At 42.7% G+C, this 13501-nt stretch carries 13 protein-coding genes; 2 read left to right on the plus strand and 11 right to left on the minus strand.

Annotation, left to right across the window (positions count from 1 at the left end; translation table 11 throughout):
* Positions 1-172 precede the first annotated feature (172 nt).
* Entirely contained in the window at positions 173-1378 is a 1206-nt protein-coding gene (locus JWQ34_RS00505) for a DEAD/DEAH box helicase (protein ID WP_299352554.1), read from the plus strand.
* Between the two features lie 12 nt (positions 1379-1390).
* On the plus strand, positions 1391-2380 hold the full coding sequence (locus tag JWQ34_RS00510; RefSeq protein ID WP_299352340.1) for a glycoside hydrolase family 43 protein: 990 nt from the start codon (positions 1391-1393) through the stop codon (positions 2378-2380).
* 95 nt (positions 2381-2475) lie between these two features.
* On the opposite strand, the gene cysM is transcribed toward JWQ34_RS00510, so the two are convergent.
* The 11 genes from cysM to JWQ34_RS00565 form a co-directional block, all read right to left on the minus strand.
* On the minus strand, positions 2476-3348 hold the full coding sequence (cysM, locus tag JWQ34_RS00515) for a cysteine synthase CysM (protein ID WP_299352343.1): 873 nt from the start codon (positions 3346-3348) through the stop codon (positions 2476-2478).
* Between the two features lies 1 nt (position 3349).
* Positions 3350-4159 (minus strand): serine O-acetyltransferase EpsC, encoded by an 810-nt coding sequence (gene epsC / locus JWQ34_RS00520; RefSeq protein WP_299352346.1) that lies wholly within the window; start codon positions 4157-4159, stop codon positions 3350-3352.
* 139 nt (positions 4160-4298) lie between these two features.
* The gene (locus JWQ34_RS00525; RefSeq protein ID WP_299352349.1) at positions 4299-4940 is read right to left on the minus strand and encodes a class I SAM-dependent methyltransferase; all 642 of its coding nucleotides are present in this window, start codon (positions 4938-4940) and stop codon (positions 4299-4301) included.
* Positions 4933-6912, minus strand: coding sequence for a dehydrogenase E1 component subunit alpha/beta (locus JWQ34_RS00530; RefSeq protein ID WP_299352352.1), 1980 nt, complete (start codon positions 6910-6912; stop codon positions 4933-4935). The genes JWQ34_RS00525 and JWQ34_RS00530 overlap by 8 nt, the downstream gene beginning before the upstream one ends.
* Before the next feature lie 50 nt (positions 6913-6962).
* Complete coding sequence (locus tag JWQ34_RS00535; RefSeq protein ID WP_299352354.1) at positions 6963-7523, minus strand: dihydrofolate reductase family protein; 561 nt, start codon at positions 7521-7523, stop codon at positions 6963-6965.
* Between the two features lie 9 nt (positions 7524-7532).
* Entirely contained in the window at positions 7533-8918 is a 1386-nt protein-coding gene (locus tag JWQ34_RS00540; RefSeq protein WP_299352356.1) for a LutB/LldF family L-lactate oxidation iron-sulfur protein, read from the minus strand.
* Between the two features lie 91 nt (positions 8919-9009).
* Positions 9010-9444, minus strand: coding sequence for a ribose 5-phosphate isomerase B (gene rpiB / locus JWQ34_RS00545; RefSeq protein ID WP_299352359.1), 435 nt, complete (start codon positions 9442-9444; stop codon positions 9010-9012).
* 19 nt (positions 9445-9463) lie between these two features.
* On the minus strand, positions 9464-10315 hold the full coding sequence (gene tatC / locus JWQ34_RS00550) for a twin-arginine translocase subunit TatC (protein WP_299352362.1): 852 nt from the start codon (positions 10313-10315) through the stop codon (positions 9464-9466).
* 72 nt (positions 10316-10387) lie between these two features.
* Complete coding sequence (accC, locus tag JWQ34_RS00555; protein WP_299352365.1) at positions 10388-11728, minus strand: acetyl-CoA carboxylase biotin carboxylase subunit; 1341 nt, start codon at positions 11726-11728, stop codon at positions 10388-10390.
* 95 nt (positions 11729-11823) lie between these two features.
* Positions 11824-12282, minus strand: coding sequence for an acetyl-CoA carboxylase biotin carboxyl carrier protein (gene accB / locus JWQ34_RS00560; protein ID WP_299352367.1), 459 nt, complete (start codon positions 12280-12282; stop codon positions 11824-11826).
* A gap of 221 nt (positions 12283-12503) precedes the next feature.
* Positions 12504-13493 carry a beta-ketoacyl-ACP synthase III gene (locus JWQ34_RS00565; RefSeq protein WP_299352370.1) on the minus strand — a complete coding sequence of 330 codons (990 nt, stop codon included), beginning with the start codon at positions 13491-13493 and terminating at the stop codon, positions 12504-12506.
* Between the last annotated feature and the right edge of the window lie 8 nt (positions 13494-13501).

Below are 13501 nucleotides of genomic sequence, written 5' to 3' on the forward strand. Positions count from 1 at the left end.
AAACGCCATTTTTTACTACCGGTGTAAGGGTTGATACCTGAAAACCATCGATTTTTACTACTGATATAAAGCCAATCGCCCGTGTGAATTAGTGACGCTTGTGTCAAGATAACCCGCAAATACTGTTAGCACAACAATTTTTCTTATCTTGTCCGCATACAAAAAAGATAGAGTGACATTTAACGATTTTAATTTTAACGAACAGCTAACAGAAGGCATTACCAGCATGGGGTACACCACCCCAACCCCGATACAGGGAATGGCCATTCCACTTATTTTAGCGGGCAAAGACCTAATAGCTTGCGCCCAAACAGGTACCGGCAAAACCGCCGCATTTTTATTGCCGGTTTTAGAACAAATAGGCCGCACCGAAAAGGGCCATACCAGCACCCTTATATTAACCCCAACGCGCGAGCTTGCACAGCAAATAGACCAACAGGTTGAAGGGCTTGCCTATTTTACCGGCATAAGTTCCATAGCGGTTTTTGGCGGTGGCGACGGGCACGTTTACGAGCAGCAGCGCCGTGGTATACAAAACAATGTAAACATTATTATTGCCACACCGGGCAGGCTGATAGCCCACCTTACATCAGGCGTATTAAAGCTAAACCAAATCAATCATTTGATATTGGATGAGGCCGACCGTATGCTGGACATGGGTTTCTCGGATGATATAATGCGCATCATAAGCTATCTGCCAAAAGAGCGGCAAACCTTATTGTTTTCGGCTACTATGCCGGGGCGCATACGCAACTTGGCTAAATCGGTATTGATAAATCCCGAGCAAATTAACATTGCCATATCACAACCGGCAGCCGGTATCGACCAACAGATCTATCGTTTGCACGATCAGCAAAAAACACCGTTGTTGCAGCATTTGCTAAAAGATGGGAATTACTTGAGCACTATTATTTTCGCTTCGCGGAAAGAAATTGTAAAAGCTTTATATAAAGAATTAAAAGGCATACACCTTAAAGCTGAAGCATTTCACTCGGACCTTGAACAGAAGGAACGTGAAGAAATTCTACTTAGATTTAAAAACAAACAATTACCCATTATTATTGGTACCGATGCACTTTCGCGCGGTATTGATGTAGAGGGGATAGACCTGGTAGTTAACTATGACGTACCGGGCGATGCAGAAGATTATGTTCACCGTATTGGCCGTACTGCCAGAGCGGAAACTACCGGTACCGCTATTACTTTTGTTAATCATCGTGATGAGCGGAGGCTAAAAAGTATTGAAGAACTAATAGACCGAAAGATTACCCAGCACCCATTGCCCGAACATTTAAACAACATTGCCGAGGTTAGGCAGGAAGCCAAACCAAATCAAAATCGCAATAACAGGGGTAAAAAAAGGGTTTGGAAAAAATAAGATAAATATGTTATGAGACTTTATCAATCATTAAAACTAACAACAATCCTTGCCTTATCGGCAGGGATTTCCTTTGCGCAGGATGCACCTAAAACAACATCAGGTAACCCTATAGCACAAGGCTGGTATGCCGACCCGGAAGCTAAGATCTTCGGAAAAGAATATTGGGTTTATCCTACCTTTTCTGATAAATATGAAAAACAAGTTTTGATGGATGCATTTTCATCAAAAGATTTGGTGCATTGGACTAAGCACGACCGCATTATAGATACTTCCGCAGTTAAATGGGCCAAAAAAGCCATGTGGGCCCCGGCTGTAACCGAAAAGGGCGGAAAGTATTACTTATTTTTTGGCGCTAACGATATTCAGAATGATAACCAGGTTGGCGGTATCGGTGTAGCGGTTTCAAAAAAACCGGGCGGTCCGTTTAAAGACTATTTAGGCAAACCTCTTATCGGCAAGATCATTAATGGCGCACAGCCAATAGACCAGTTTGTTTTTAAAGATGATGACGGCCAATACTATATTGTTTACGGTGGCTGGGGGCATTGCAACATCGCGAAGCTGAATAAAAATTTTACAGACGTTGTTCCGTTTGCTGATGGGGAGACTTTTAAGTCTATCACCCCGAAAGATTATGTTGAAGGACCTGTTATGTTTAAACGTAATGGCAAATATTACCTGATGTGGAGCGAGGGCGGCTGGACCGGCCCTAATTATCGCGTGGCCTATGCCATTGGCGATTCGCCTGTTGGCCCTTTTAACCGTATTGATGTGATATTAAAACAAGACATGACCGTTGCTACCGGTGCCGGGCATCACTCGGTTATCAATATCCCAAAAACAGATGAGTGGTATATTGTTTATCACCGCCGCCCATTAGGCGAGCGTGACGGCAACCACCGCGTAACCTGTATTGATAAAATGTATTTTGATGCCGAAGGGCATATCCTGCCGGTTAAGATCACCAATGAAGGTGTGGCGGCAAGGGTTATAAAGTAGGAAAAGAAAAAAAAATCCCCCGGTGCCTGTGTCCTCACAGGCACCCTTTTTGCAATTTCAGAACTGTTTATGAGGTACAAACAGCGGTGGGACTTCTACCCAAACAGATCAGTACTCAAATACCTGTCACCTCTATCGCAGCAAATAAATACAATAACACCCTCTTTTAGTTCGGCAGCTAATTTTAGGGCTGCTGATAATGCGCCGCCACTACTCATGCCGGCAAATACACCTTCTTCGCGGGCCAGTTTACGGGTCATCGCTACGGCATCCTCTTCGGATATGTCCATTATACGGTCGACTTTTGATGGATCGAATATTTTTGGCAGGTAAGCTTCGGGCCAGCGGCGTATGCCGGGGATGGACGAACCCTCGGTTGGCTGGCAGCCTATAATTTGTATGTCAGGATTAACACTTTTTAAAAACTTAGAGCAGCCCATTATGGTGCCTGTTGTACCCATGGCACTAACAAAGTGGGTTATCTTATGGTCGGTATCGCGCCATATCTCGGGGCCCGTTGTTTTATAATGAGCCATATAATTATCATGGTTGGCAAACTGGTTCAGTATATAATAACCTTCGTTTGCAGCTTTGCTTTCGGCATAATCACGGCAGGCTTCTATGCCATCCAACAAGGTCACTTTGGCTCCGAAGGCTTCCATAGCCAACGTACGTTCTTTGGTCGAGTTTGATGGCAGGGCCAGTTCGATCTCTAAACCAAACAAGCAAGCTATCATCGACAAAGCAATACCTGTATTGCCGCTTGTGGCTTCAATTAATTTACTGCCGGGTTTAATATCACCACGCTCCAAAGCGCTTTTTATCATGTTTAGTGCCGCACGGTCCTTTACACTGCCGCCGGGATTATTGCCCTCCAGCTTGCCATATATTTTTACGTTGGGATTTGGATTTAACCGCCTAATTTCAACCAGCGGCGTATTGCCTATCAGATCAATTAATGTAGCCATTTTATTGTTCGTCCTTTTTTAAAACTTTTACCATTGGCGCATGGTAAACTCTTGAATATGGCTGAACGCTTTTTGTCAACCAAACATTGCCGCCTATAACGCTATCATGCCCCACAATAGTTTCGCCACCCAGTATGGTAGCGCCCGAATAGATCACCACATTATCTTCAACTGTTGGATGGCGTTTGGTATCGGCCATAAATTTTTCGACACTTAAAGCGCCTAAGGTTACCCCTTGGTATAACTTTACGTGTTTCCCTATCCTGGTCGTTTCGCCAATTACAATGCCTGTACCGTGGTCGATGTAAAAGTATTCATCAATATTTGCGGCGGGGTGTATATCGATGCCTGTTTTTGAATGTGCATATTCTGTTAATATGCGGGGTATCAGCGGCACATCATGTTTAAATAAGCTGTGCGCCAGGCGATAAAAACATATCGCATAAAACCCTGGATAGGTACGTATTACTTCAAACTCGCTGCGCGCGGCAGGGTCGCCATTAAAAATAGCCTGGATATCGGTATTCAATATTCGGTACAATTCTGGCAACTGATCAAAGAAACTCTTAGATCGATCCTTATTATCGCAATCGCTGCAAGCTTGGGTAGCATTCATAATATGCAATAGCTCTTCCTGCAGTTTTGCAAATTCATCTTGTAATTGCCCTATAGAAATGAACACCTTTTTTGATTGCTCAGGAAACAACAAGCGAATAACCTGCAAAGCCCAAGTTGTAATTTCTTTATTAGAAGGTACGGCCTCGGTTAGCTGCTGTTTATTTAATATCTGCCTGTAAAATTCGTCGTTCATTATGTGTATAGTCTTGCTACTCTTTACATTGCAAGTTTATGCAAAAAATTGTTGTTTGTATGTAAAAAGTATAGTGATTTAATAGAATTAACCTCACCTAACTCCTCGCCAAAGGAGAGGACTTTGATTTAAAGCGATATTAAGTCCCTCTCTTTTGGAGAGGGGTTTTAGTGAGACTTTTTTGGACACACCAGGTAGTCATACAGCGCAGATTCTGTACGTTGGTGGTTTTTATGGGTTCATGTAGTCTACCAAATTGGTGAGTATAGGCAAGTAAGGTTTCCTGATTAACTAAAAATCTTACTGAGCCATCGGGTAATTGATACCGGTCATTACCCACACTTTTAACCAATGTTTCTATACCAATATCAGAAGCAAGCCGGGCAAAGAAATAACCGCCAGGTTTTAAAACGCGGAACGTCTCCTTAACCATCGTATCAAAATGCGTTTTATCCTTCGCGAAATGCAGCACCGCGCTACTGATAATTAAATCAAATGATCCATCCTGAAAAGGTAAATCCTCAGCATTACCTACACTAAAATTTTCTGTTGGATTGGCTGACGCCAAAGCTGCCGATAATGCGCGTACCGAATTAATAGCGTCCGGATTTTGGTCTATTCCAAAAACTTTATAATTATTTTTTAAAAAATAATGCAGGTTTCTGCCACCGCCGCAGCCTATATCCAAAACATTGCTGCAATGTTGATAGGTCCTTTTTAACAGCTGGTCAAACAGGTAAATATCTATGTTGCCGTATGCCTCGTGTGGATCTTCAGACATAATTCAATAATTGCTGCATGACTTTCTCCAGGCGAGATTTGCCCAGGAACTGGCTTTCCAGCCCTTTGTCCATAGGTACAGGGGTATCTAAACTGGCGCAGCGCATAACGGGGGCCTTTAATTCCTTAAAACAATTTTCGGTTATTGTAGCGGCAATTTCGGCACCAAAACCGCCGGTTAAAGTATCTTCATGTAACACCATTGCCCTGCCGGTTTTCTTTACACTGGTTGTAACCGTGTTTACATCCCACGGTTGCAGGCTGCGCAGATCGATAATTTCTATAGACAGTTCGGGGTGATTACTTAAATATTCAAGCGCCCAGTGTACGGCGTAGCCATAGGCTATAATGGTGGCAGTAGTACCTTTTTTAACTATCCTTGCCTTGCCTATCTCTATATATATATCGCCTTCGGGCACTTCGCCGGTTAAGTTACGATATAGGTATTTATGCTCAAAATACATTACCGGGTTTGGGTCAGCAATGGCGGCCATTAGCAAGCCTTTAGCGTCAGTAGGGAAAGCCGGATAAACCACTTTTAGTCCCGGTGTTTTGGTGAACCACGCCTCATTACTTTGTGAGTGGAACGGCCCTCCGGCGGTACCCGCGCCCGTAGGCATACGTATAACTACATCAACATTTTGCCCCCAGCGATAGTGGGTTTTGGCGAGATTGTTTACTATTTGTGTAAAACCGCTGCTTACAAAATCGGCAAATTGCATTTCAACTATTGCTTTGTAGCCGTTAAGTGATAATCCCATGGCCGCACCTATAACGCCCGATTCGCAAAGCGGCGTGTTGCGCACGCGCTCTTTGCCAAAAAGTTCAACCAAGCCTTCCGTCACTTTAAAAACCCCACCATATTCGGCTATATCCTGGCCCATAATTACCAAGTTATCATATTTACGCATTGATAATATTAAGCCATCTCTTATAGCATCAATATAACGCACCACACTTGATTTGCCTGATAGCTTAAATGTTGGCCGGGTAGATGGTTGGTATACATCGCCCATCTCAGTAAATATATTGGGGCGTATATCTTTTTCGTTTAACACCCTTTCAATGATCGGGTCTATTTCTTTCAAAAAGTCGTTGCGTAAATAAGGTATCCACTCTGGTCGTAACGCTCCTTCGTCTATTAAAAAATTCTCAAATTTACTTATCGGATCTTTATCCTGCCATTCGTCAAACAACTCCTGCGGTACATATTTAGTGCCCGATGCTTCTTCATGCCCGCGCATCCTGAATGTTGTACATTCAACCAACACGGGCCTTGGCCTCTTGCGGATGTTATTGGCTATTTCGCTAATAGCGTAATAAACTTCTAATATATTATTGCCATTGATCTGCCTGCCTTCAATACCATAGCCTATGGCTTTATCAATTAGTTTCTTTGCTTTGTATTGCTCATTTGTTGGGGTTGATAAAGCGTAGCCGTTATTCTCTATCAAAAAAATAACGGGCAGGTTCCATACGGCTGCAATGTTTAGGGCTTCATGGAAATCACCTTCACTGGTGCCTCCTTCGCCAGTAAATACCAAAGTCGCTTTTTTACGGTCGGCTAAAATATCGGCTAACGCTATGCCATCCGCCAGAGCCATTTGCGGACCGAGGTGTGAGATCATGCCAATGATTTTATGTTCTTGCGAGCCGAAATGAAACGACCGGTCGCGACCCTTAGTAAAGCCGGATGCTTTGCCCTGCCATTGCCCTAACAATCGATTAAACGGCACGTTACGAGCCGTAAACACACCCAGGTTACGGTGCATGGGTAGTATATATTCATCAGGCTGCATGGCTAACGCGCAACCTACCGCAATAGCCTCCTGACCAATACCGGAAAACCACTTACCAATACGCCCCTGGCGAAGCAAGACCAGCATTTTTTCTTCAATAACACGCGGAAACAGCAGTTTTTTATAAATTGCTATCAGCGCATTATCGTCCAGGTTTTTCCGGTCAAAAATCATCCGGCTAATCTACTGAAATTTTGGGGGTGTTAATGAAGCGACTAAAGAGCCTAGTTTAACAAAGACAATTGTTGCTCCAATATGCCGAAATCAAATTTTGGTTTGATGGCATATTTTAATTGGATCAAGCCGCTCGAAAAAGTTTCGCTGCCTAGAAACAGCAGGTCCAGTTTTTCGCCTATATTATAAAACAGGGGCTTACCGCCGCCTAATACAACAGGGTGAACAGAAATAATAAACTCGCTGATGAGTTTATGTTTAATAAAGCTGGACAGCAAGGATGCGCCGCCAAACAACCATATATTTTTACCCGGTAATGTGCGTATAGCCTGGATATCTTTTAAAAAATCTTTGCTGTGTATAACCTCAATGTGCGGGTTCGGTATTAAAAAAGGCGAATCGGTAAATACATAGATCTGCTTGTCGGCAAAAGGACTGGGCAGCCCGTCTATCATATCATAACTTTTGCGCCCCATAAATATGGCATCGGTACTGGCAAAAAAAGCCTCCATACCATAATCCTGGTCGGTTAGGCACCAATCAATTTCGCCTTTAGGGCCTTCAATAAAGCCATCCAGACTAACCGCCAGGTTTAATATTATCTTGCGCATTTATGATCTTTATTTTTCAGGCTGATGTTTTTCCTGCCATTGCTGGGTGAAAGATTTACCGGCAACATTTGGCATATCCCTGTAATGTCCCCATGTTTTTTTGAAGAAGGTTTTCATCAACAGGTTTTTGGTTTTACCGCTTAAAAAATCTTCCAGTCGGCGGCTTAACATACCGGTCTTCCACATTTTCCAGCCAAATTTTTCGGCCGTTGGCGATAAGCCCTCATTAACAGCATCCCTGCGATTAAGCAGCAGCATTTTGTGGATATCAATTTTTACCGGACAAACCTCGGTACATTTACCGCATAGGCTAGAAGCGTAACTTAGGTGCTTAAACTCTTTCATGCCCTGCAAGTGCGGGGTAATAATAGAACCGATAGGGCCGCTATAAGCTGTATTATAAGTATGGCCACCAATGTTTTTATAAACCGGGCAGGCGTTTAAACAAGCCCCGCAACGAATGCAATATAAACCCTGGCGCTGGTCTTTTTGAGCAAGCAGGTTGGTGCGGCCGTTATCCAGTAAAACCACGTACATTTCTTCGGGGCCATCTGTTTCGTCATTTTGGCGCGGGCCGCTTAGTATGGTATTATAAACCGTTAAATTTTGGCCGGTACCATGTGTTGCCAGCATTGGCCAAAACAGGTCAAGGTCTGTTAGTGATGGTATTAGCTTTTCAATACCCACAACAGCAATATGTATTTTAGGGAACGAGGTGCTTAACCTGGCATTTCCCTCATTTTCTGACAGCGCGATGCTACCTGTATCTGCAATTAAAAAATTGCCGCCGGTTATACCCACATCTGCCTGAACATATTTTTCACGTAATAACTCGCGCGCTTTTTGAGTCAATTGTTCGGGGGTGAAATCAATCGGGGTACCAAAACGTTCATGAAAAAGTTTGGCAATATCTTCTTTAGACAGGTGCATGGCCGGCGTTACAATATGATAAGGCTTTTGCCCCAGCAATTGTATAATGTATTCGCCCAGATCAGATTCTATTGATTCGATATGGTGATGTTCCAGGAACTCGTTTAGCTCAATCTCCTCGGTAACCATCGATTTTGATTTGATAACCGTTTTGGCCCCTGCTTTTTGTATGATATTTAGTATCTCCTTGTTGGCCTCGGCAGCATCATTGGCCCAGATAACTTTACCGCCGCGTTTTTGAAAGTTGGCTTCAAACTCGGGCAATATTTTGTCCAGGTTTTCCATCACCTTCCACTTAATTGCGTGGCCTTTTTTCTTCGCATTATCCAAGTTTATTATCCTGCCCAAGCCACGATCAACAGCCGTATCGTACTTAGCAATATTGTAATTGATAATCCTACGGTGATCTATATCAAACGCCTTATTTTCCGCGTCAACTAAAAACTCTTCCGAAATGCTTGTCATGGCGCTAAGGTAATTTTTTTAATCCTAAAAAAATAGCGATAGATTCAAAACCTATCGCTATTTTATATTACGCATTATCGCAATTTATATTTTATGAGCAGGCTATTTTGCCAACGCGCCTTGCATGGCGGCCACCCTCAAATTTGGTATTAAAAAATATCTCTACAATGTTCTTTGCCTGTTCTAACGTTACAAAGTTTGATGGGATGCATAACACGTTTGCATCGGTATGGCTGCGGGCCGGTTCTGTTACGGCTTCGTTATAGCATAATGCCGCGCGGATGCCCTGGTGTTTGTTGGCCGCAATGGCTACACCGTTGGCGCTGCCGCAAAGTAATATACCATAGTCAAACTCGCCACTTTCAACCGCCGAAGCAACCGGGTGTGCAAAGTCTGTATAATCGCATGAGTCTTTAGAGAAGGTGCCGAAATCTTTAACGTTCTCGCCCAATATGGTTAACAGGGCGTTTTTCATTTCGAAACCGGCGTGGTCTGCACCAATGGCAATTTTTAGTCCTTCTATCATGTTATTATTACCTATTATATTACGAATTCATTATATCATCATGTGCCTTTGCACGTCTTCTCTCAACTGTTGATGCTACAACTATACCTACCTCATATAGGGCAAATAATGGAATTGTTGCTATCATGGTAGTCAAAAAATCTGGCGACGGAGATATAATGGCACCTACTATTAATAGTATCACAACCGAATACCGGCGCGTTTTTTTCATGAACGTGCCCGTTAATATGCCTATAGATGCCAGTATGTATATCAGGATCGGCAGCTCAAATACGATACCTATAATTAAAGTAATGGTTGCCACCATTGATAGGTATGAGCCAACAGTAAATTCATTTTTAATGGTATCACTAACGGTATAGCTGGCCAGGAAAGAAATAGATTCGGGTGCTATAATGTAGTAGCCAAATAAAATACCCAGAATAAAAAGTGCCGATGCATAAAAAACAAATCCGCTGGCCGCTTTTTTTTCTTTAGATAGCAGGGCCGGTTTAATGAAGCGCCATATCTCCCATAAAATATAAGGGATAGACACGATGATACCTATCAGCACCGATGAGTTGATTTGCAGCATAAACTGTCCGGCAACCTCGGTGTTAATAATAGTGGCATTTATTTTTGATACACAAAAGCCATCGCCCAGTTTACACATCATTCTGTAGGTCCAGAAATCAGTCTTAAACGGGCCCATTATAATGTTGTTGAATATAAAGTCGTAATTTAAAAAAGCGGCCAGTGCAAAAACAACAACAGCAATAGCCGATCGTATTAAATGCCATCTTAAAGCCTCTAAATGCTCAAAAAACGACATTTCAGACTCGATGGTTTTACCCTTATCCTGTATTGCTTTTATTATTTTGTTATCGCTCATTTGTTTAGTTATCCATGCTTATATATCCGTCCGTTGGACCTATGGAGATGTTCATTACGGGTGATGTTTTGTTTATTCAGAATATTCAAACGTTTCCATAAACTTGGTAGTAAAGTTACCGGCACGGAAGTTTGGGTCCTTTAATAATTTTAAGTGGAATGGTATAGTAGTTTTAACCCCTTCAATAACAAACTCGCTTAACGCACGCTCCATGGTGCTTAAAGCTTCTTCGCGGGTTTGAGCCACGCAAATTACTTTAGCGATCATCGAATCGTAATTAGGCGGAATAACATAACCAGTATACACATGCGTATCAATACGTACGCCATGGCCACCCGGCGAGTGAAAATTGGTTATTTTACCCGGTGACGGGCGGAAGTTGTTAAACGGATCTTCGGCATTGATACGGCACTCGATGGCGTGCATTGTAGGCTCGTAGTTTTTGCCTGATATAGGTATACCTGCAGCAACTTTTATTTGTTCTTTAATTAAATCAAAGTTGATTACTTCTTCGGTAACCGGGTGCTCTACCTGGATCCGGGTATTCATTTCCATAAAGTAGAAGTTGCGGTCCTTATCAACCAAAAACTCTACCGTACCGGCACCTTCGTATTTAACCGCTTTTGCACCTTTAATGGCAGCTTCGCCCATTTTTTTACGCAGTTTTTCTGTCATAAAAGGCGATGGTGCTTCTTCTACCAGTTTTTGGTGACGGCGCTGTATAGAGCAATCACGTTCTGATAAGTGGCAAACTTTGCCATATTGGTCGCCTACCACTTGTATTTCAATATGGCGCGGATCCTGAACATATTTTTCCAGGTACATACCATCGTTACCAAAAGCCGCTCCTGATTCTGCACGGGCCGAATCCCAGGCTGCTTCAAACTCTTCGTCTTTCCAAACTACACGCATACCACGGCCACCACCACCGGCAGTTGCTTTTAATATAACCGGGTAGCCTATTTTTTTTGCTATTGCGATACCTGTTTTAACATCTGGTAACAAACCTTCAGAGCCCGGGATAGTTGGTACCCCAGCTTTTTTCATGGTTTCTTTGGCTGATGCTTTATCGCCCATGGCATTGATCTGAGCGAAAGTTGCACCGATAAATTTGATGCCGTACTCCGCACAAATAGCCGAGAATTTTGCATTCTCTGACAAGAAACCATAACCCGGATGTATAGCATCGGCATTGGTTAACTCGGCAGCTGATATGATGTTGGGAATATTTAAATAAGAATCTTTACTTGGTGGCGGGCCAATACAAACGGCCTCATCAGCAAAGCGTACATGAAGGCTGTCACGATCGGCAGTAGAATATACAGCTACCGTTTTTATACCCATTTCTTTACAGGTACGGATTATGCGCAATGCAATTTCACCACGATTAGCTATTAATATTTTTTTAAACATAAGTCAAATGTGCAAATATGCAGATATGCAGATGTGCGGATGGCTTTTAAATATGCAAATCATTTGCATATTAGCACATCCGCACATTTGCACATCTATATAGGTTCTACTAAAAATAATGGCTGGTCATACTCAACCGGCGATGCGTTATCAACCAGTATCTTCACAATACGGCCTGATACTTCTGCTTCGATCTCGTTGAATAATTTCATGGCTTCAATAATACAAACTACTGTACCGCTTGTTATTTCATCGCCAACATTAACAAACAATGGTTTGTCTGGCGATGCCGAACGGTAAAAAGTACCGATCATTGGCGATTTTATAGTTATGTAGTTTGATGTATCGTCAGCAGCAGGTGCAGCGGCAACTGGTGCAGCAGGGGCCAATGCAGCGGGCGCGGCAGTAACAGGCGCGGGTATAGTTGCGTGCACAACTGTGGGCTCGCCGGCAGTTTTAATAGTGATCTTAAAATCCTTTTGCTCAATAGCTACTTCGTTTACTCCTGATTTGGAAACAAAGCGTATAAGATCTTGTATTTGTTTAATATCCATTGTTGCAGATTATAGGGTTTTTGGATAACGTGTTAATCTAAGTTAGTTATAATATGCAGATGCGCAATTTAATGTGCGAATATGCAGATGTGCAAATATGCGGATGTTTTTTATAATGTTAATAGTTAAGTGATTAACAAATACGCGTTTACAATGTTCAGACTAAATGTGAGAAAGTTAACTCGATCATTTACACATCTGCACATACACGCATCTGCACATCAGTAAGCCCATTTTAAATAAATAGAACCCCAGGTAAAGCCGCCACCAAAGGCGGCCAATATCAGGTTGTCTCCTTTTTTAAATTTATCTTCCCACTCCCATAAACACAAAGGTATAGTCGCGTTTGTGGTGTTACCGTAACGTTCAATATTAACAATTACTTTATCCTCACTAACACCTGTACGAGCGGCGGTAGCATCAATAATACGTTTATTGGCCTGGTGTGGCACCAGCCATGCAATATCATCAGCAGTTAAATTATTGCGCTCCATTACTTCGGCAGCAACATCGGCCATATTGGTTACCGCAAATTTAAATACCGCTTTACCTTCCTGGTAAGCATAATGCTCGCGGGCATCAATAGTTTCATGGCTAGCCGGTTTTATAGAACCCCCGGCTTTCATATTCAGGAACGGGATACCCGAACCATCGCTTTTTAGTACAGAATCAAGTAAGCCATAACCATCATAATTAGGCTCTAATAAAGCGGCGCCGGCACCATCACCAAATATAATACAGGTTGCCCTGTCCTGATAATCAACTATTGATGACATTTTATCGGCACCAACTACCAATACTTTTTTATGCATACCGGTTTCAATAAACTGCGCGCCGGTAGCAAGGCCAAATAGAAAGCCAGAGCAGGCTGCCTGCATATCAAATCCCCAGGCATTTACCGCGCCAATTTTATGCCCAAATGAGTTAGCAGTAGCCGGGAAAGGCATATCAGGTGTAGTAGTACAAAAAATGATCAGGTCAATTTCTTCGGCACCTATACCGCGTTTTTTTAGCAAGCCTAAAACGGCAGGAACTGCCAGGTCTGATGTGCCAAGGCCCTCGCCTTTTAATATGCGGCGCTCTTTAATACCGGTACGGGTGGTTATCCACTCGTCATTGGTATCAACCATTGTAGATAACTCATGATTAGTGAGTATATAATCTGGTACGTAACCATTAACAGCTGTAATGGCTGCAGTAATTTTACTCATAGTTATAA

The organism is Mucilaginibacter sp. (assembly GCF_028288185.1).
Taxonomy (GTDB): domain Bacteria; phylum Bacteroidota; class Bacteroidia; order Sphingobacteriales; family Sphingobacteriaceae; genus Mucilaginibacter.